Origin of the sequence: Pseudoalteromonas sp. 0802 (assembly GCF_013350085.1) — a bacterium.
In the GTDB taxonomy this organism is placed as follows: Bacteria; Pseudomonadota; Gammaproteobacteria; order Enterobacterales; family Alteromonadaceae; genus Pseudoalteromonas.
Genome location: NZ_JABVXE010000001.1, coordinates 633,208 through 653,770 on the forward strand (window position 1 = coordinate 633,208; position 20,563 = coordinate 653,770).

Here is a 20,563-nt window from a genome sequence, read left to right on the forward strand (position 1 = left end):
TTTACCCAGCAATAATGTTTCTAAGCCGAGTATTCACAAACTACAATTACTTACATTAAAAAATGCTCTTTAGCTGTCACAATTGCTTGTTCAATAGCCGTATTTTTAACAGGCTTTGAAACAAATAAATCCATTCCAGCTTGTTTACAAGCAGCTTTATCATCTGCAGAGGTATTGGCTGTTAGAGCAATGATATAAGTTTTATCAGTTGGGCAAATTTGCTCTTCTCTTAAAATACGAGTTGCTTCGATACCATCCATCTCTGGCATTACGCAATCCATAAAAATCAGATTGTATTTGTTTTGCTTGCACTTATTTATTGCATCAATACCATCGCAGGCATAATCGGCCGTTAAACCTAATTTTTCAAGATGCGCTTTCAAAACAAATCGGTTTATTTGATTGTCATCAACAACCAATATTGATAGAGGCAAGGTTGAAAAGTCGATATCACAGGCAAGTAGCGCATCATGTGATTGTGACTGCCCGAGCTTTAGAGGTAGTTGAATATCAAAACAACTGCCTTTTAGATATTCGCTACTGACCTGTATTGTGCCACCCATATAATCAATCAGCTCCTTCACTATTGCAAGGCCAAGCCCCGTTCCTCCCTTTTTTCGGTCCTTATTTAGCTCTTGGGTAAATGGTGAAAACAGTGACTTCATAAAGGTTTCTGTCATGCCAATGCCCGTATCACTCACTTGCAAATTCAAAATGACATCGCCACTTTGAACTTTAGCCGTAACAGATAATTTAATAGTGCCTTGTTCAGTAAACTTTAATGCATTACTCAATAAGTTAGAGGCGATTTGAGTGAGTCGGGTGTTATCACAGTAAGTCCAACATTCTTCACTTATATTAATATCGACGTCAAAATTAAGATTCTTTTCTTGATATAAAGGTAAATATAACGACGCTAAATCAACAAAAATTGTCTTTAACAAAAAGTGACTCGGCTCTAATTTCAGTTCACCATGATTTATTTTAGAAAAGTCGAGTACTTCGTTGATTATATTTAATAAGATATCTGCGCTGCGAAGGGCAACTTTTAATTTTTCTTCTCGCTTTTGCTCTGACTTTTCATAAAGTAAAGTCGTTAGCATGCCTGTAATACCATTTAACGGCGTGCGAAGTTCATGGCTGATCTTAGCAAGCAAGATACTTCTGTCTTCAAGTGTACGCTCAGCATCCGCTTTTTGCTTTTTAAGCTCTTCACGAAGTAACACCTCTTTCGTGACATCTTGAAAAGTGCCTATTAAACGAACGCATCGCCCGTTTTCAAACTCTGCTTCGCCATACGTTGAAACCCATACAGGGTTACCTTTCGCTGTGATGAGCTGAATTTCAATATTCCAATCTTTACCATGCTCGATTGCTTCTTGGACTACTTGTTGTATTAAATCACGACTTTCACCTTCTTTATAAAACTCAATAGCCGTTTCAAGGTTAGGAGAATAATCTGCAGGGACTTCGTGGATAGCTTTAGTTTGTTTGCTCCAGTAGAGCTTATTTTCTAGCAGGTCGAGTTCCCAAGAGCCAATACGAGCAACTTCTTCAACTTGCGCCAGCATGTAGTTCTTTTTTATTAACCGTTCAGAAGAAGCATTACGCGCTAATTCATTGCCTAACCACTGAGCAAAAAGTTCAACGTAATCATGGGACTCTTCACTAAAGGGCTCTGAGACATTCGGGGCGGAGAAGTTAACTGTGCCGAATACCTTTTTACCAACAAAAATAGGCGCGCCAATGTAAGATTCGAGTTGAAAATTTATATAACAAGGGTGCTGTGCAATCCGGCTTTTCGATGCATGATGAAATGAAAGTGCTTTATTAGCTTCTAAGGTGTGGGCGCAATAGGTTCCCTCAATATCAAACTGCGTTCCAACAGCAATTGCATCTTCAGGCGCAACAACATGAATGACCGTATAGAGCTTGTCATCAACTTGACTCACAATCGCAAACTCGAGATCAAATACCTCTAAACCAAATTCAAGTAGTTTGATTACTTTGTCTGAAAAATCAATTTCTTGATTTGATACTATATCGTGGAATTGGCGCAGAAAGTTCACAGTCACTCCTTGTCACTTAAAACTGCATTTAGTTCAAAATAGCATATCAATAAATGACTGAGCGTACACTTAAAACAGCCTAAAGAACCAAAATTCATCCAAAAAGCCACGAAATAGTACTAAGACAGCTATTTTTTGTTGATATATTTGCAAAGCTCGCTGTTTAGTCAATACTTTATTCTTACAAATTAATAACTTTAGGCTATCGCTATTTCAATGTCGCTAAGAGCTAAATTCATCTTTCTACTATCTATTGTTTTTTTAGTAGTGGTAGCCAATACCTTCATCATCTATGTATTAGATAAGCAAGGTCAGGATAAGCTTGAGGCAGTGATCCATACTCATGATGTTCTCGATGAATCTGAAAAGCTCTACAATCAAATAACGAACGCAGAAACTGGGCAACGTGGTTATTTATTGACTCAAGACCTCAACTATTTAGAACCCTACTACACGGCACTTGAACAAGTAAAACAACACTTTTTGGCTATCAATAAGCTAACGCTAAATAACCCCGAACAACAAAATACGCTTGCTTTAATTGATGAACTAATTAACAAAAAATTAGCTGAGTTGGCATTAACTGTGACACTCGTAATGCAAGGCACGCCTTATACCCTTGAAGAAGCAAAAGCGATTGTGTTAACTGATGAAGGTAAACAGTATATGGACCAAATCCGCAAGCATATTTTACTGTTTCAAAATACTGAGCGTGCAACGCTAGAGCAACAAAATGCTGACTACCAAAAAAACAGAGTGTTTATAACTCGCTTCGTAACTTTGCAAATACCATTAATGGTCATCTTGTTAGTTTTTTGCGCTTTTTATATCAATTCTAAACTTTTCAAGCCAATGAAAATATTAATAAAAAATACCAAACAACTTGAAAAAGGCATTCCTGCAAAAATGATGACGATTAATTCTCATGATGAAATAGGTTACCTTTTCAAACGCTTTATACGTATGAGCAACATAATTAATAAACGAACAAGTAAATTAAACTTTCAAGTAAGTCACGATCATTTGACTGGTGTTTTAAATCGGACGGAACTAGAGCCTGAATTGAAACACGCCACTAGACTTTGTTCTGAAGATAACAAACTGGCTGTAATCTTTATTGATATTAATAAATTCAAGAAACTCAACGATAACTATGGTCATTTAATTGGTGACCAAGTTCTTATTGAAACCGCAAAACGAATTACGTCATCTGTTAGAGCTGATGATGGTGTCTATCGTTATGGAGGGGATGAATTTGTTATTGCTGCCCACAACATTGCCAAAAGTAGTTACGTAAATGCCATGCTTACCCATCTAATTGAACGATTTGATAGTCCTTTTATATTCGAACAACACACAATTACGGTGTCACTCAGTATTGGTGTAGCCCTAGCACCTGATCACAGTCAAGACCCTCAAAAACTGCTCAAGCTTGCAGACCAAGCAATGTACAAAGCAAAACATGAATCAAAGAATGGCTTTCACATTTACCAAAATAGTGATTAAGAAGACTAATCTAAATTACTGCTTTATACGTATATATTTGCAAAAATCACCATCACTATGTATAAAAAATACACAGATATTAATTAAGGCAGCACTATGCATATTTTATTAACAGGTGGAACAGGCCTCATTGGTAGACATTTGTGCCCTTTTTTATTGAATCACCACAAGGTTACTGTGCTAACACGCAACCCTATTCAAGCCGCTGTCATACTGACTCATCAAGTACACACTGTTAAATCACTCGATGAAGTTAACTTTGAAGAGGTTGACGCTGTCATTAATCTAGCTGGAGAGCCAATCGTCAACAAGCGCTGGAGCGAGTCGCAAAAACGCACTTTGCTGAATAGCCGGATCAATCTTACTTTACAGATATCTAAAGCAATTAGTCGCTGTGAATCGCCGCCTCATACCTTTATTTCTGGCAGTGCGATTGGCTTTTATGGCCGTCAAGAAAACCAGCCAATTGATGAAAGCTTTAATGATATTTATCCTGAATTTAGCCATGTTCTTTGCCGTGATTGGGAGCATGCAGCGACGAAAGCACAATCTGACCAAACTCGAGTATGCTTACTTCGTACAGGTATCGTACTAGCTAAGCAAGGTGGAGCTTTAGGTAAAATGCTGCCCGCCTTTAAATTTGGCTTGGGCGGTCCATTAGGCCAAGGTCAACAAGGAATGTCGTGGATCCACATTGACGACATGATCCAACTTATCCTTTTTGTGCTTTCACATCAAGATATTCACGGGCCAATCAATGCCACTGCGCCAAACCCTGTTGATAATAATGAATTTAGTCAAACACTCGCAAGTGTTATCTCACGCCCAGCTATGCTACGCATGCCCAGCTGGGTATTAAAGTTGATGATGGGAGAGATGTCTGATCTTCTGCTTCATGGTCAATTTGTACTACCCAATAAACTACTTAGTCATAATTACCGCTTTCATTACCCAACATTGAAACCAGCATTAGAAAGTCTTAAATTATAGTTGCAATGTACTGGTTGCTAATACTTAACTAATACATAATAATTAAATAGATTTTAGTCGAGTGATTCTTCAGGGAAAGCCATGATGCATTTACCCACCATAATTAGCATTTCAATTTTATTGAATGTGATTATTGGGTCGTTCTTATTGTCTTTGTATTTTTTAAGACAACAATCAAGTTATTTATATTGGGGTAGCTCGTGTCTAATATTTGTATGCGCACAAATCGCAGCTTCCCTGCGTGTTTTTATCGACTTCCCTATAATTACACATTATCTAGCTGATTTATTTATAATTTCAGCACCTTTAGCAGCCATACTAGGTATTCATGCTTACAGTCAATCAGACAAAAAATGTCGAAATACATGTGCGTATGTGTTAGTTGCAGCTGCAGTAATATTGCTCCTTGCTTTTGATTCACAATTTAGCCAATTAATCACAACAGCCATAATTGCAGCATGTTTTAGCTATGCTGCTTTCGCGCTGAGGAAATTGCATGTTAAGCGCATCATGCATTTAGTATTACTCAAGTTATGTTTCGTCATTCACGCTTTGATTATGGTGACCCAGTTTTCACTACTACTTAGTGATTACCTAGGTTTGTTGCAAACAGACTTGAAACAAGTATTAGCTGTTATTCTCATAAGCCATATTGTTATTACCACACTAACCGCCATGATCTGGCCATTAATGATGTTCTTAGAGCATGAGCAGGTACTGAGTGACCTTGCTAATCGTGATTCGCTAACCGGTTTATTGAATCGTCGAGCGTTTATTAGCGTTAGTAACAATTATTTGGAACAAGCAAACAACAACCTAACAAAACTTTGCGCTTTGATGATAGATATCGATTTCTTCAAAAGAGTTAATGATCAGCATGGCCATGAAACGGGTGATGAAGCACTTAAGTGGGTTGCTAAAAAGATTAAAAGCCAGCTACGTGAGCACGATTTAGTGGCTAGGATTGGCGGTGAAGAGTTTGCAGTGATACTACCCAATACTAGCCAAGCTCAAGGAGAAATCTTATCAGAGCGAATTCGTTTAGCCATTCATAATGATAGCTTTGTGCACAATCACCATGAAATAAACCTGTCTATCAGTATCGGTATCATCAACCATAAGTCGGGCACCAATAATGTTAACGAGTTACTGGCAGAAGCCGACAAAGGCTTATACAAAGCAAAATTAAATGGCCGTAATCAGGTTGTGACCATGGCATTTTAACGCAACAACTTATTAGTTTAATTTAAACTCTCATTTAGCCGGCTTAGCTCATTGGTCACCCACTGTTTATCTAAGCATTGCTCTAAGTTCAGTTGGGCAAATTTTAAAAAGTTGCGCGCCGCATGTGATAAATGGCGATCGGTGCGCACCACAAAATACCAATGGCTGGCCAAATTCACATCTTCAACATTTAGCATGCAAAAACTCGTATCGTGAGGTGGCAATACATGGCGCGAAACCACCCCCAGCCCCATTCCTGAGCCAACAGCAACACGAATAGCCTCGTTACTCGCCATTTGCACTGTGTTGCTAAGGACAAAACCTCTGCTTTGCAGTTCACTCTCAAACAGCATTCGCGTAGCTGAACCTGGCTCTCGAAGCAAAAAACGTTCACTCACTAAGTCATGTAAAGTTACATGACTTTTACTCGCAAGCTTATGGTTATTTGGCGCAATAAACACCAATGGATTTTGTAAAAACCGCCCCGCTTTTGCGTGTTCTAACGAAGGCGGATGACTAAATACATAAATATCGTCTTCGCCTCTTTCAAACCGGGCAAGCACCTCAGCACGATTGCCAATCTCGAGTGGCAACTCAACATGCGGATGTAAATTACTGTACGGTCCAAGTAATTTAGGTAAAATATATTGTGCCGTGTTAACCATGGCTATTTTACAGCGCCCGCGCTCACCGCCTCTAAGCTCAGCTAAATAATCTTGATAATCATCAAAATGACCAAACACCTGCTGACAAGTCTGAAACAACGCAAACCCCGCTTCTGTAACATGAATACGCTGCTGATTAACCATCACTAATGGCTCATTCACTGTTTCTTGTAAGCGTTTAATTTGTTGTGAAACCGTTGGTTGCGTTAAGTGTAACTGCCTTGCTGTTTCACTGATAGAGCGCGTTTTTACCACACACATAAACACTTCTAGTAAGCGAAAAGAAATATGTCTTAAGTCCATAAAACCCAACCAATAGATTATTATCTATAAGATAGTATCACTTATTTAATTATTTGCTATGTGAATTTTTATCTAGAATAGCGGCGCTTTTAACCAAGAGGAGAACAAAGTGCCTGATATTGTTGTAATGTTTTTTGTTTTAGGACTCACTGCTGGATTACTTCGCTCTGATCTTAAAATTCCGCAAGCAACCTATGAAACCCTTAGCCTATTGTTAATGCTCACCATTGGCTTAAAAGGCGGCATGGTGCTGCATGGCAATTTGCATTGGCAACTTCTACCCGAAATGGGTGCTGTGTTACTGCTTGGCGGCTTAATACCTTTAATGCTTTACCCAGTTTTAAACAAACTGCTAAACCTCTCCGTTGCTAATAGCGCAAGTATTGCCGCCCACTATGGTTCTGTAAGTGCAGGTACATTCGCCGTTGCTTTAGCATATGCCGAATCGAACTCACTTAATGTGGGTGCTGAAGTCACGCTTTACTTAGTAATGCTTGAGTTACCTGCCATCATCGTTGGTTTATTACTATTCCGCCGTCTTGGAAATGGGTCTGGGCAAAACCTATCACTCAAAGCGCTATGGCATGAAACACTGACTAACAAAAGCGTGATTCTGCTTGTAGGTGGTGTAATTATTGGCATGATGTATGGCACACAACAAGGTAGCCAAGTAACTAGCCTTTTAACAAACAGCTTTAAAGTTGTATTAGCGTTATTCTTGCTCGAAATGGGTTTAATGGCCGCACAAACACTGCGCCCTATTCCATGGCATCATTGGCGTTTAGCATTATTTGCACTTATAACACCTAACCTATTGGGTGCTATCGGCGTCTGTGTTGGTACAGCCCTGCAACTCGAACTGGGCTCGGTAGTAATATTAGCAAGCCTAGTTGCTAGTGCCTCTTATATTGCTGCTCCAGCAGCTATTAAAGCAGCGATTCCTGATGCTGATATAGGCTTAGCCATGTTATGTTCTTTAGGTATTACCTTTCCTTTCAATGTATTACTAGGAATTGGCTTGTATCATCAAATAGCATTGTATATGAATTAAAAGATTCGCTAACTATCACTTTATGCATGAGATTTTTTAAAAAGTCGTTTAATATAAATAAAAAAGCAGTGCAAGGACATGCTATGTTCAATCAAACGCTTAGCACTGAGCAACAGCATGTAAGTGATATTTTTATGCGCTTATGTACGCTTTGCCAGGTGCAAAATAATTTAGAATTAGAGCAACATTTATCATTACAACGTGGCTTTTGTGAGCAAAGTATTGAGCTTGCAACTGTGCCTTATGAGTTAATTGATAAAGTGGCTAAAGCTTCTGAGGTTAGCTTTGATTCTCTACTAAATGGTAATAACCAAACCACAGCTACACTCGATGGGCCGGTATTAGAAGCAGTGAGTAACGGTATTATCAAGAGTATAAAAAAGCTATCAATGGCGGGGTTAATTAAGGGTGAAAACCAAACACAAGAAGCACTTAGCCAACTTGCAGATATTCAGCTAAAACAAATAGCAAAAGAGCTCAAAATACAAAGCCAGGTTAAATAACCTGGCTTTTTTACTAGTTCTTACCTTTGTACATTTTCTCGTAAATGTCAGATATGTTGTTTTGCTTATCGTAGTATCGCTGCAGCTCCCCAAGCGATAACTCCTTTATTTTATCGCTATCAAGCCCAGTCGGTTCTGCTAATTTAAAATGTGCAGCGTGTGGTGAATTGCCCATTAAGGTTGCAATTTCGCCCTTCAATTGTTCAGCTTTATTAAATAGTTTAATTGCTTTGCTGATATCTGTTTCATGCTCGGCTTGTAATGTGCACCAAACCACCTCAACAGACTTAGACCTGATTTGATCTTCAAAGATATTTTTGCGCGCAATCAACCATGTACTTGCAATCAGCAAGATGGCTAAAACGGCAATGGCTATGTAAATTAGTTCAAGCATTACGATCCCTCGGTAAACTAAATGTTACTATACACCCAAACTTGGTCCGTAATACATCAGGAAAAAGCATTATAAATGATGGTATGAGACTGAAAATCATCTAATAATTAATGTTAAGTTTTTGTTCCAAACGGCCAGCTTGGACTAAGTAATAGTTTTAATTTGGTTTTCAAAAGACCCGGAAACAACATTACAACAGCAAGGACAATACTAATGTAGAGCACAATAAAGCTATACATGTAGTGTATGTAGGCGTGTTCAGCTTGTATGTCTAACACAACAAACTTAAACCAAAGAATAAAGTGAGCTATTGAAAGAACTACTGTTAGCTTGATTACGCAAAAGAAAAGTAAGCCAAATTTATAGCTAAATTTTTTGTGTAGTAGATACAAAAGCCAAAGACTTAACAAATTAAAGAGACAAAGTGCTAAGTAAACATTTTGTGCATTTTCAACTGCATGGCTGTTATGGATGTACAGTAATACTTTCTCCATTAACAGAGAAGTTAATAGATACTTGGTTACTACGACTCCAATTGACAAAAAGTCGCTAAAAAGCTCTCGATTTTTGATAGCTCTAAAGACAGAAAGCACTAAAGCAAATAAATATAGTAATGAAATAACCACTTGAAGTGAAAAAGCATCTCTAGTTTCACTTGCAAACATAAATTCATTATACAATTCAATGATGTAATTTATCATATCCTACCCTTTAACAAAGAATAGGATATATCGATAATATAAAAAAAACCAGCCATTCAGCTGGTTTGACGATTAGTTTTCTTTTTTCTTTGGGTCTTTAATGATGATAATACCGCCAGATCCATTTAGTTCTTCATTTTTCTTTGGATCTTTGATGATGATGATGCCACCTGAGCCTTGAAGTTTTGTAGTATCAAAGTTATGAGCTGGTGCTGCGTCGAATGCTAAAGTAGATAGTAATAAAGCTGATAAAGTCATTTTTTTGTTCCTTCATTGTTAAAGATAGTTTTCGTTAGCAAATACCGAGCCACTAAAATACAAATTGGGTAAAAACTAACGACTAGCCCCTATATAAGCATAAAATTAAACCGTTAGGCCATTTTTTATACTATCCACGTATGCAAAACGTACGCTGAACAGCATCAAACCGTTTAGCTCTATAAACTAGCTAGGCTCTATGCCATAATTCTGTTAATTCAAAAAATAAGTCAAAGCGGTCCTACGCTTAGCAAGGTTTAATGCATGGCATATCCAGAACAACAGCAACCAACAATTTATTGGCACGACTACGAAACATTTGGCGCAAGCCCGCAAAAGGACCGCCCGAGTCAATTTGCAGGTATTCGTACCGATCTCGATTTGAACATTATTGGTGAGCCGTTAATTGAGTATTGCAAGCCAGCTGCCGACTACTTGCCACACCCTGAGGCGTGTTTAATAACGGGTATTACCCCGCAAGTTGCGATGCAAAAAGGGCTAGTTGAAGCTGAGTTTATGGGAAAGATCCATGCTGAATTTAGCCAACCTAACACCTGTGTTGCGGGCTATAACAGTATCCGTTTTGATGATGAAGTCACTCGTTACAGCTTATACCGTAACTTTTATGACCCATACGAGCGTGAATACAAAAACAATAATAGTCGCTGGGATATTATTGACTTAGTGCGTGCCTGTTATGCACTACGCCCAGAAGGCATTGAGTGGCCGCTCAAAGAAGACGGTACGCCTAGCTTTAAACTCGAGCACTTAACCGTTGCCAATGGCATTGAACACGCTGCTGCTCACGATGCATTAAGTGATGTAACGGCAACCATAGCGTTGGCAAAATTAATAAAAGAAAAACAACCTAAGTTGTATCAGTTCTTCTTTAGCTTACGCTCTAAAAAAGCACTGGCTGATTTAGTTGATGTATTTAACATGACACCACTGGTGCACACCTCATCACGAATTCCAGCAAGCCAAGGCTGTACCAGCTGGATTGCACCAATGAGCTTTCACCCAGTCAATAAAAACGCCATTATTTGCTTTAATTTAACTGAAGATCCGCAAGTGCTATTAGATTTATCTGTTGAAGAGCTACGCACGCGTCTTTACACAAAACACAGCGACCTTGGCGAGGACGAAGCACCGGTAGGCTTAAAACTCGTGCATTTAAACAAGTGCCCTATTCTTGCACCAGCAAAAACCTTGTTGCCGGAGAACGCAGCCCGTTTAGGTATTGACCGCGAAAAATGCTTACAAAACCTCGCTACTTTAAAAGCCAACACAGAACTTCGCGACAAAGTGACCGAAGTGTTTAACGAACAACGTGATTACGGCGAAACCACTAACCCTGATTATCAACTTTATGATGGTTTTACCAGCCACGCTGATAAAGCTAAATTTGCCATTATTCGAGATGCAAGCCCTGAACAATTAGCCACTATGCAGCTAGATTTTGATGATAAAAAGTTTGCTACTTTGTTATTTAGATACCGCGCGCGAAACTGGCCACACACCCTTAGCCAAGATGAACTGGCAAAATGGCGCCAATATTGCCAAAACAAGCTAATGCATGGTGAAGATAGCCCGTCGATCAGTGGCCAAGATTTCATGATCACTCTCGAAAATCTAGCTCATGAAAATGATGATAATGAGAAGAACCTGCATATTTTAAAAGCCTTGTACAATTACGCACAAAGCATGTAATAAAAAACGCGACAATAGTTGTCGCGTTTTTTATGGATATTACTTTTTATGTAATGCTTCGATGCGCGCTAATAAACTAGAGGTGTCGAAGCGGCCGCCGCCTAAAGCTTGTACATCGGCGTAATATTGATCAACTGTTGCCGTCATCGGCAAAGTTGCGCCGTTGGCCTTTGCCTCATCCAAAGCGATGCCTAAATCTTTACGCATCCAATCAACAGCAAAACCAAATTCGTATTCGCCAGCCCACATTGTTTTGTAGCGGTTTTCCATCTGCCACGAGCCTGCAGCGCCTTTAGAGATGGTTTCAATTACTTTTTCACCATCAAGGCCAGCTTGTTTTGCAAAGTGTAACCCCTCAGCCAAGCCTTGTACCACACCCGCAATACAAATTTGATTTACCATTTTACACAGTTGACCAGAGCCTACTTCACCTAATAATTGGCTAAAACGGCTAAAAGCAGCCATGACAGGTTGAACAACATTAAAATCAGCTTCGTCGCCACCAACCATCACAGTTAATACACCATTTTCTGCACCCGCTTGGCCGCCAGAAACCGGCGCATCTAAAAATGCGATGCCTTGTAATTTTGCCTGAGCGCCAACTTCACGCGCCACTTCAGCTGATGTTGTAGTGTGGTCAACTAAATAGCTGCCCTCATGCATGCTTGCCAGCACACCATTTTCACCATAAACAACTGAACGTAAATCATCATCATTGCCTACACACATGAAAACGATATCAGCCCCTTTTGCTGCTTCACTTGGTGTTTCAGCGTATTCACCTTGATACTCTGATACCCATTTTTGCGCTTTAGCCGTTGTGCGGTTGTAAACTGTCACGCTATGACCTGCGTTGGCAAGGTGACCCGCCATTGGGTAACCCATTACACCTAATCCGATGAAGGCGACTTTCATTGACATAAAACTGACCTATTTGAGTGATAAATTAGTAACAATTTCATTATCTCAACCGAATAACTAAAAAGCGAATGAAAAAAAGTTCATTTAAACCGTTTAAAAACACACAGGTAAAACATGGATAGTATATATCGTTTCAATGCCCAGCTTGCATCTGGTGAAAACTTTAGCCTTGAATCGCTACAAGGAAAAACAGCGCTTATCGTCAATATTGCCAGCAAATGTAATTTTTCAGTGCAAATGGCAAGCCTTGAAAAGCTGTATCAAGAATATAAACAACAAGGTTTTACCGTACTCGGTTTTGCCTGCAATCAATTTGGCCACAATGAGCCACTTGATGGCAATGAGCTTAAAGCCTTTTATCAGCAGCACTTTGACGTCAGCTTTCCTATTTTTAACAAGGTGTTAGTGAACGGCCCAGACGCCCATCCGTTATTTAATTATTTAAAGTGTCATACCCGTGGAATTGCACAAAACCGCGCAATTAAATGGAATTTCACCAAATTTCTTATAAACTCAGAGGGTCAACTCGTTGCGCGATATGCCCCGCGCACCAAACCCGAAACCCTCAAAATGGTGATAGAGAGTAATTTAAATGATGAAACTGGCCTTATTCAGTGCGCAAAAGTATGAGCAACCGTTTTTTGAAAGGAATCTAACTGAATACGCTGAGTCTGTTTCGCTCAGTTATTTTGAGCAATCCTTAAACAGCAATACCACGCCCCTCTGCCAAGGTTTCGATGCAGTGTGCGTGTTTGTAAACGATACGGTCGACAAACACGTCATTGCAGATATGGCGGCTGTTGGCATTAAAGCAATCTTATTACGCTGTGCAGGCTTCAATAATGTAGACCTTGATGCTGCCAAAGAGCATAACATCAAGGTTTGCCGCGTGCCCGCTTACAGCCCAGAAGCAGTAGCAGAGCATTGTATTGCCCTTATGCTAACGCTCAACCGAAAAACTCATAAAGCCTTTAACCGAGTACGTGAAGGCAACTTTGATTTAAACGGTTTACTTGGTTTTAATCTGTTTAAAAAAACTATTGGGATTATAGGCTGTGGCAAAATAGGCTTAGCACTGGTTAATATCTTAAATGGCTTTGGAGCTAAGGTGCTCGTGTGCGACCCTATGGCTGGTGAAGGCCCTTACACCCTATGCGATTTAGACACATTGCTTACCCAAAGTGATGTCATTTCATTGCATTGTCCGCTCAACGAGCACACCCATCATTTAATTGATGCTAGCGCATTTAAGAAGATGAAAGACGGTGTCATGCTGATTAACACCTCTCGTGGTGCACTTCTTGATAGCCAAGCATGTATTCAAGCGCTTAAGTCTAAAAAGCTCGGACACTTAGGACTTGATGTGTATGAGCAAGAGTCAGAGTTATTCTTTAAAGATCACCGTGAAGAAATCATGCAAGACGATATTTTTTCACGCCTTATTAGTTTTCCGAATGTATTAGTGACAGGCCACCAAGGCTTCTTCACCCAAGAAGCACTTAGCGAAATAGCCTGCACCACATTACAAAGTGCTAATGAAATAAGCCAAGGCTTACCATTAACTAACGAAGTTATTTAAAGCAAGCGCACCTTAAATTAAAAAAGGCGTGAGGTTTAAACCCCACGCCTTTTACTTTTTTCTTTCACCTTGAAACTAGAAACTTGTAACTAGCAACTCGAGTTTCTATTTCAACAACGCCACGTTCACGAATACCGCCGTCATTAATAACGGGCAGACAAAGCGAATGTACTGGGCAAACCAATAATGGGGGCCGCTCGATACTTGATGCAATTTATTACCACGCTGCCATAACCAGCCAACAGTAATGAAATAGAACAGTCCCATTAAAGGTAATTGGTACTGTGTGAGCACCATAATGACTAAACCAAATAACCAGTCAAAATTTAAGATAATAAGTGATGAGGCAATAAACACGATTAGCGTTACAAATAAGGTTGCTTTTTTGCGCTCTACACTGTGATTCTCAACTAAAAATGCCACTGGAATTTCAGTCGATGAAATAGTTGATGTCACTGAGGCTATCGACATTAGTACAAAAAATAATAAGCCAACGAGTAAACCCACTTGGCCCATTGTGCTAAACAGCTCAGGTAAAATCGCAAAAATTAACTGCCCTTCACCGACCAATTTACCGCCGCTAAATACCTCTACACCGTTATGTTGGGCAACAAAAATAGCCGGAATAATCAATAAACCTGCTAAAAAGGCCACACCGGTATCTAGCAGTGCCACTGTGCCAGTTAGTTTAGGCAGATTGGCATCTGGTTTTAAATAAGAGCCGTAGACCATCATACAGCCAACACCTAACGACAATGAAAAAAACGCTTGTCCCATTGCCGCAATTATTAAGTTTGCATCAAGAATTTGACTAAAATCTGGCACTAAGTATGCTGCAAAACCATCCATTGCACCATCTAGGGTCGCAATATAAGCAATTAATGCCACTAACAACACTAGCAATAATGGCATTAAGCGGCGTGACCAGGTTTCGATACCTGATTTAACGCCTTTTAAAATAATACTCGCTGTAAGAATAAGCATCAGTGGCGTAAACACAAAATTGCGCGCCATGGAGTCACTGTGCAAAAAGTTACTTAACTCAGTAAAACCAAAGAAGCTTGCGACTGGCTCGAGCGCATAAGCGAGCATCCACCCTGCAACTATCGAATAAAAGCTCAGCATCACAATCGCACCAAAGAGGCCAATATAGCCTGCTGCGGCCCCCACTTTAGGTGCTGTGTCTTGCCATGCACTTGATAATGCTTTTACTGGATTCGCTTGTGCTTGGTGGCCTAAATACAGCTCAGTATAAAGAGCCGGAAGCGCTAATAAGAAAATAACAATGAAATAAACAAGTAAAAATGCACCGCCGCCATGGTTTGCCGCTTGTGTTGGAAAGCCCCAAATATTACCTAAACCTACCGCCGCACCAGAAGCTGCTAAAACGAAACCTAATCGACTTTGAAAGCCGTCACGAACTTGTGCCATACATCTACAAATCTGTTATTATTTTTCCTCATTAAACCATAATTACAGTCAACTGCGTAAACTATTTGCGTTTGTTCGTGCCTATAAAAGTGCATTTGCTGTAAAAATAAACAAAACTAAATTCAATCCCCGTGTAAGCGTTATACCATGAGCAGTCACTACTTTTCGAACACCCTTATCATCGAGCAGCAAAGCCAAACAACGGCCAAAAAAGTCATGCTTATGGATGCAGCACGTATTGATGTTGCAAGTTTACCCCTTAATAAATTACTAAGTGAGTTTGAATTAAGTGTGCTTGAAAAACGTAAAGTGCCTAGCGCAAAGCAAGAGTACTTAGCGACTCGCCTAACGTTAAAGTATTTGTATCAACATGCTTACCCTCATGATGATTTAGCGCTCAGTGAAATATCGAGCCAGTTTGATGACAAAGACAGCAAGCTAAAATTACATACCCCGGTTAGAGAACCTGTGTGGGCCTGTTTATCACATTCAAATGGTTTAATTGGCGCAGCCCTTAACCCTGAACAACAGCTATTTGGTTTTGATATTGAACAAAGCAGTAAGCCTCGCCCTTTTATCAAACTCGCAAAGCATTTTTATCATCAAGATGAAGTTGACTTAATTAGCCGTTTTGACGCTCCCGATGAACAGGCACAGTGCTTTTTTAGAATTTGGACATTAAAAGAAGCGCTTGCCAAAGCAAGTGCTCAGCCAATTGCGAAACTACTTGCTCCTAATGTATTTGAAGAATTGAGCAAACATAATTTCAGCGCGAGTAGTAACTCTGTTGAAGGCTTTGATATAAGTGTTGTGGCACAAAAAAGCACTGACTGGCAGTGCTCTTTTATTAATTTTAACGACTTACGCCGCGACTTGGCTTTCTAATAGTCGGCTGTGAATAGCCTGCACGACTTCATCTGACTCACTTTGCTCAACTAAGAAGCACAGGTTATGTTTACTTGCACCGTGGCAAATTAAACGAATATTAAAATCACTCAATACCTGCATTAAGTTCATTTCTTGCTGACGTAATTGAATTTCAGAACCAATTAAAGCCACCAGCGTTAAGTTATTCTCAACCGACACATGACAAAACTCAGAAAGCTTATCTAAACAAGCTTGATCAAGCTCAGGGCGTGATGCATTTGGTGCGTTATCTAAAGTGATTGCAACACTGATTTCGGAGGTAGTAACCAAATCAACCGAAATATTAAACTCACTTAAAATGGTGAAAACCCGCGCTAAGAAACCACTCGCTAAGAGCATTTCTGGGCTTTTAACCGTTAACAGAATTTGATTTTTACGCTGTGTTACGGCACGAATACCTGGTTGCTGAGATTTTTCTTTTTCAATCCATGTACCACCTAACTGTGGTTCACGACTTGAACCAACAAACACACTAATGTGGCTTCGGCTTGCAGGTAAAATGGTTGCAGGGTGAAGTACTTTTGCACCAAACGTTGCCATTTCGGCCGCTTCATCAAAGCTTAAGCGTGCAATTGGGCTTGCTTTAGCGCATAAACGCGGATCAGTACTGAAAATACCCACAACATCGGTCCAAATATGCACGCTTTTTGCGTTAATTGCTTCAGCGAGTAATGCAGCGCTGTAATCTGAACCACCACGGCCTAAAGTGGTCGTTTGATTGTGCTCATTGCTACCAATAAAACCTTGAGTTACCACAACATGGTCATCAAGTAGCGGCACTAAATGCTCTTTAGCAGCCGCAGCGGTTGCTGCAACATTTGGAGTAGCTTTAGCAAATTGGCTATCTGTTTTCAGTGCCTTACGTACATCAAAACGCACCGCATCAAGACCTTGCCCGCGTAATACTTGAGTAAATAAATACGATGATAAACGCTCGCCAAAGCTCAGTAGTTCATCTTGATCTACTACTGACTTAGCCCCGTCTGATGCTAGCTTTTGAAAAGCCTTAAGCGTTTCATTAAAGCCATGTGCTAAATCAGCATCCAGTGACAGTTCAGCTAATATTGCTTCTTGAATGGCGACAACGCCAGTAATGTGCTCGTCACGTTCAGCCGCACTCAAATCAGCTTTACACAATGCAACTAAATGGTTTGTCACGCCCGCACTGGCACTCACAGCAACTATACGTACCTGATTATCAGCACAAATGATTTCAGCGCAGCGGCTCATAGCATCAAAGTTAGCTACACTGGTGCCACCAAATTTTGCAACAACGTAATCTGATTTTGTGTTGGCGGCTAATTGGGTATTCATGTCGTCTCCTTTTGTGGAAAACTATCCACAGTAATTCAAGAAGAACTCGGCAAGGGGGTGCTTTGAAAATAAAGAGTAGTCCATGCCAGAAGCTCTCCACCTAGTTTGGTGACAGTTTTGAGGATTCAGCCCCATAAACCGAAAAATAACCGCGACGTCCGGTTAATTTTCTCGGCGAGTACTTCCCTCATTAATGGTCATCGGCGTTCGTCACCTCACATTAATTACCTAAGTATCGCACCTCTTCTGAATGTTAAGTTAACACCTGGTTAAAATAACAAAGCCTGCTGTTAGAAGCAGGCTTCGAAAGTTAACGTTTAGACGTCTAGCTGTCAAGTTGTTTTATGAAATTAAACTGCCCGCTAAGTGCGAACCGTAATAACCAACGGTATAAGCAATTAATAAATAAACCGACATTTTAAGATAGCTCATGAAGGTCAGTGCCTTAACCTTACTCATGGCAATAATGCCTGCCGCAGAGCCGATAATAAGCATTGAGCCACCTACCCCAGTTGCGTAAGTAAACGACAGCCATTGCTGAGGACTCATCACAATATCTGCTTTTAAAAGTGCTGCAGTGAGAGGTACGTTATCTACCGCTGCTGATAATAGCCCCATCAAGTAGTTGGCATATTCAGGTGCCATCAACTCATATAAGTGAGTAAATTTAGCAAGCATGCCAACTTCTTTTAATGCGCCAACCAGCAATAAAACACCAACGAAGAACAATAAGGTGTCGTATTCAATTTCACGAATATAATCGATGATTTTTTTGTTAACGTCTTTTTTGCGCATTAAGAATTGCGCAACCAAAAACATCAGAGATAAACCAAATAAAAAAGTTAGTAACGGCGGCACGCTATAAAGCACACTCAAAGTTAACGTAGCAATAATCGTCGAGAAGAAGATAACCGCAATGGTAATATCTGTCTTTTCGATACGACGGGCAGCTTGTTTTTCAAACACAACATTACCCGACATACCCACCGACAACATCGCCGCGAGCAGAGCAACACTTGTCAGTGCAGGGGCAATTAATAATAGTAGATTAGCAATAGTGACTTTTTCGTCTAAGAAAATCATCAGGGTTGTAACATCACCCGTAATCAACGACACCCCACCCGAATTAACACTAAATACAATTAAGGTCGCATATTTTATTAATTTTTTAGGATCTAATTTCAGTGACATCACCACCGCAAGCGAGATTAAAGTTGCAGTTATGTTGTCTGATATTGATGAAAATAAAAACGCAAAGCCACCAATCAGAAACATCAGCTTTCGTTCACTGATTTGATTTGGCATAATTTTATGAACAATATTCTGGATAAAACCTTTAGAGTTTAAATAGGCTACAAAGGTCATCGCAGCCATTAAGAACAGCCACAAAGTCGCGATTTCTAATATGTTGTGATCCAGTTGATGTTGTATGGTTTCTGGGCTTTGCCCATGAATTGGAGAGATAAATAAGATAATCCAGCATAAAGTTCCAAAAAAAAGCGTCGTTTTGGCCTTGTTTACATGGATAATATCCTCTATAACGATAAGCAAAAATGCCACCGCTATCAGGGTTAGGATAAGTGGGGTTACCATGGTGTTTGAACAACCTTTATAATAATGTAAAAATTGTAAGTCGAGTGTTTCGGCGCGGATTCTAGCAGCATAGAAAGCATAAAACTATTCTCAATTACATAATTTAATACTAATCGCTAACACCAAAGTCTGAATTTACTGGAGCCTTATGATCCCAGCTAAAAAGTTATTAAATACCCTTACTGAACATTGGGGGGTGTTAGAACTGCTATTTAAACGTTTTAAGATGGCTGATTTCAGCTTGAAAGACGTACAAAATGCGATAAAACAAAAACAACCTTCATGGTCAAATGAACGCATTTATAAAGAAACAAATCGTTTATTGAATCAAGATATTATCATTCCACTGGCAAAATCATCGCAATTAGAAATCAACCGTGCGATCGCCGATTTTGCGACTTTCTTGCTACAAGAAGAGCACTTAGGTCTTGCCCAAGAAATTAGCGTGCTCGTTGATGACTTAGCTCGCCTTGGTAATCGCCTTGCTAAAGCCGGTGAAATTGAAGATTACGACGAGCTTCGCCGTTTTAGCCGCATTATGGATGATCGGGTACGCAAAATAATGAAATTGTTTGCCCACAACGAAAACGCGATTTTAAATATTGTTGAGCAAGCAAAAGCTGATAACGCAGTGCAATCACTGCAAAAACGCTATCAGGCTGTAATTGAAGCGTTCGATGAATACATCGAGCCTATGCTTGAAATGGTTGATATTCGTGGTGACTTCCACGCTTGCTTTAATACCATCGAAGAACAAATTAGCGCGCAAATAGAGCAAATTGACCGCCTTGGTAAGTCATATCAAGACAAGCGCATGCTTGAACAATTACGTACCCGTATTTTAGAAATGCATTTAGTTGGTCGTGAAAGTTTACGTAAAAGCGCCGATATGTTGATGCCACTACGTGAAGAGTTACGCCGCAACAACCTAATTACGCGTCAAGCGGCTAAAGTGCTTGGTTTAGTGCGTAAAAATGGTGTCGATAACATGTTAAGTGCAGTACAGCCTAACTTTGTCTCAGACGCGCAACGCTTTTCACTTGGTCAGCAACGTCATATCGTTGCCTATATGGCAGGCTTAGTTGACTTTGAGCACGATGAATATCAACTACCAGAACATGATGATGTGCCCGCCTATCAAAGCCCGCATATTCCTGATTACAACGATGTTAAAACACAATTTAGAAAACGCTTTAAAAAAGCCAGCAAAAAAGCTCAGCCGCTGCTTAGTTTCTTAGATGAAAGCTATCCAGATCTAGAGGCTGACGAAATGCTGTTCTTGTATCAAAAATTGATTAGCGATGGCGACCTTGAAATCAGCCAAAGCCAAGAGAAAGTAAAAATAAAAATTGCCCAGCAACACTTCTCTCTTTACCCATTTAACTCATCGATTGCTGACGATAAAAAAGCAACAGAGCAATAAC

At 39.9% G+C, this 20,563-nt stretch carries 19 protein-coding genes and 1 riboswitch; of the genes, 10 read left to right on the forward strand and 9 right to left on the reverse strand.

All coding sequences use genetic code 11. From position 1 onward, the window contains the following. Positions 1-50: 50 nt before the first annotated feature. Positions 51-2,069 carry an ATP-binding protein gene (locus HUS61_RS02930; protein ID WP_175082216.1) on the reverse strand — a complete coding sequence of 673 codons (2,019 nt, stop codon included), beginning with the start codon at positions 2,067-2,069 and terminating at the stop codon, positions 51-53. A gap of 216 nt (positions 2,070-2,285) precedes the next feature. Between HUS61_RS02930 and HUS61_RS02935 the strand changes: the two genes are divergently transcribed. From HUS61_RS02935 to HUS61_RS02945, 3 genes are all read left to right on the forward strand, one after another. Then, positions 2,286-3,575 (forward strand): diguanylate cyclase domain-containing protein, encoded by a 1,290-nt coding sequence (locus HUS61_RS02935; RefSeq protein WP_175082215.1) that lies wholly within the window; start codon positions 2,286-2,288, stop codon positions 3,573-3,575. Between the two features lie 96 nt (positions 3,576-3,671). Next, the gene (locus HUS61_RS02940) at positions 3,672-4,565 is read left to right on the forward strand and encodes a TIGR01777 family oxidoreductase (RefSeq protein ID WP_175082214.1); all 894 of its coding nucleotides are present in this window, start codon (positions 3,672-3,674) and stop codon (positions 4,563-4,565) included. A gap of 81 nt (positions 4,566-4,646) precedes the next feature. Then, a complete protein-coding gene (locus tag HUS61_RS02945; protein WP_175082213.1) occupies positions 4,647-5,789 on the forward strand; it encodes a GGDEF domain-containing protein in 1,143 nt (380 codons plus the stop codon). A 17-nt stretch (positions 5,790-5,806) separates the two neighbouring features. Here HUS61_RS02945 and HUS61_RS02950 read toward each other — a convergent pair whose 3' ends face one another. Next, positions 5,807-6,757, reverse strand: coding sequence for a LysR family transcriptional regulator (locus HUS61_RS02950; RefSeq protein ID WP_175082212.1), 951 nt, complete (start codon positions 6,755-6,757; stop codon positions 5,807-5,809). Between the two features lie 109 nt (positions 6,758-6,866). On the opposite strand from HUS61_RS02950, the gene HUS61_RS02955 reads away from it, so the two are divergent. Together HUS61_RS02955 and HUS61_RS02960 are read left to right on the forward strand one after the other, a co-directional pair. Beyond that, a complete protein-coding gene (locus HUS61_RS02955) occupies positions 6,867-7,808 on the forward strand; it encodes a sodium-dependent bicarbonate transport family permease (RefSeq protein WP_054561675.1) in 942 nt (313 codons plus the stop codon). 83 nt (positions 7,809-7,891) lie between these two features. Then, positions 7,892-8,311: a hypothetical protein gene (locus tag HUS61_RS02960; protein ID WP_175082211.1), complete on the forward strand. Its 420-nt coding sequence runs from the start codon at positions 7,892-7,894 to the stop codon at positions 8,309-8,311. Between the two features lie 13 nt (positions 8,312-8,324). Here the strand turns inward: HUS61_RS02960 and HUS61_RS02965 are convergent, their stop codons facing one another. The 3 genes from HUS61_RS02965 to HUS61_RS02975 all read right to left on the reverse strand — a co-directional run bounded on the left by HUS61_RS02965 (position 8,325) and on the right by HUS61_RS02975 (position 9,664). Beyond that, positions 8,325-8,705, reverse strand: coding sequence for a hypothetical protein (locus tag HUS61_RS02965; RefSeq protein ID WP_119851957.1), 381 nt, complete (start codon positions 8,703-8,705; stop codon positions 8,325-8,327). Positions 8,706-8,818: 113 nt separating this feature from the next. Further along, the gene (locus HUS61_RS02970) at positions 8,819-9,406 is read right to left on the reverse strand and encodes a hypothetical protein (RefSeq protein WP_175082210.1); all 588 of its coding nucleotides are present in this window, start codon (positions 9,404-9,406) and stop codon (positions 8,819-8,821) included. Between the two features lie 72 nt (positions 9,407-9,478). Continuing rightward, on the reverse strand, positions 9,479-9,664 hold the full coding sequence (locus HUS61_RS02975; RefSeq protein ID WP_175082209.1) for a hypothetical protein: 186 nt from the start codon (positions 9,662-9,664) through the stop codon (positions 9,479-9,481). Positions 9,665-9,928: 264 nt separating this feature from the next. Here HUS61_RS02975 and sbcB point away from each other — a divergent pair, with 264 nt between their 5' ends. Further along, on the forward strand, positions 9,929-11,374 hold the full coding sequence (sbcB, locus tag HUS61_RS02980) for an exodeoxyribonuclease I (RefSeq protein WP_175082208.1): 1,446 nt from the start codon (positions 9,929-9,931) through the stop codon (positions 11,372-11,374). A 39-nt stretch (positions 11,375-11,413) separates the two neighbouring features. Here the strand turns inward: sbcB and HUS61_RS02985 are convergent, their stop codons facing one another. Beyond that, the gene (locus tag HUS61_RS02985) at positions 11,414-12,295 is read right to left on the reverse strand and encodes an NAD(P)-dependent oxidoreductase (protein WP_175082207.1); all 882 of its coding nucleotides are present in this window, start codon (positions 12,293-12,295) and stop codon (positions 11,414-11,416) included. Between the two features lie 114 nt (positions 12,296-12,409). Here HUS61_RS02985 and HUS61_RS02990 point away from each other — a divergent pair, with 114 nt between their 5' ends. Both HUS61_RS02990 and HUS61_RS02995 read left to right on the forward strand, forming a co-directional pair. Next, positions 12,410-12,925, forward strand: coding sequence for a glutathione peroxidase (locus tag HUS61_RS02990; RefSeq protein WP_054551485.1), 516 nt, complete (start codon positions 12,410-12,412; stop codon positions 12,923-12,925). After that, positions 12,891-13,874: a 2-hydroxyacid dehydrogenase gene (locus HUS61_RS02995; protein WP_175082271.1), complete on the forward strand. Its 984-nt coding sequence runs from the start codon at positions 12,891-12,893 to the stop codon at positions 13,872-13,874. Before HUS61_RS02990 ends, HUS61_RS02995 begins: the two co-directional genes overlap by 35 nt. A gap of 105 nt (positions 13,875-13,979) precedes the next feature. Here HUS61_RS02995 and HUS61_RS03000 read toward each other — a convergent pair whose 3' ends face one another. Then, entirely contained in the window at positions 13,980-15,305 is a 1,326-nt protein-coding gene (locus HUS61_RS03000; protein ID WP_105174002.1) for a sodium-dependent transporter, read from the reverse strand. Between the two features lie 147 nt (positions 15,306-15,452). Between HUS61_RS03000 and HUS61_RS03005 the strand changes: the two genes are divergently transcribed. Beyond that, positions 15,453-16,190, forward strand: coding sequence for a 4'-phosphopantetheinyl transferase superfamily protein (locus tag HUS61_RS03005; RefSeq protein ID WP_175082206.1), 738 nt, complete (start codon positions 15,453-15,455; stop codon positions 16,188-16,190). Here the strand turns inward: HUS61_RS03005 and lysC are convergent. Both lysC and nhaD read right to left on the reverse strand, forming a co-directional pair. Then, complete coding sequence (gene lysC / locus HUS61_RS03010) at positions 16,167-17,546, reverse strand: lysine-sensitive aspartokinase 3 (protein ID WP_175082205.1); 1,380 nt, start codon at positions 17,544-17,546, stop codon at positions 16,167-16,169. The two genes, HUS61_RS03005 and lysC, sit on opposite strands and share 24 nt — an antisense overlap. A gap of 81 nt (positions 17,547-17,627) precedes the next feature. Further along, a riboswitch (Lysine riboswitch) is annotated at positions 17,628-17,800 on the reverse strand. A gap of 88 nt (positions 17,801-17,888) precedes the next feature. Then, on the reverse strand, positions 17,889-19,139 hold the full coding sequence (nhaD, locus tag HUS61_RS03015; protein WP_054551492.1) for a sodium:proton antiporter NhaD: 1,251 nt from the start codon (positions 19,137-19,139) through the stop codon (positions 17,889-17,891). 148 nt (positions 19,140-19,287) lie between these two features. On the opposite strand from nhaD, the gene HUS61_RS03020 reads away from it, so the two are divergent. Next, complete coding sequence (locus HUS61_RS03020) at positions 19,288-20,562, forward strand: hypothetical protein (protein ID WP_175082204.1); 1,275 nt, start codon at positions 19,288-19,290, stop codon at positions 20,560-20,562. The last annotated feature ends 1 nt before the right edge of the window (position 20,563 follow it).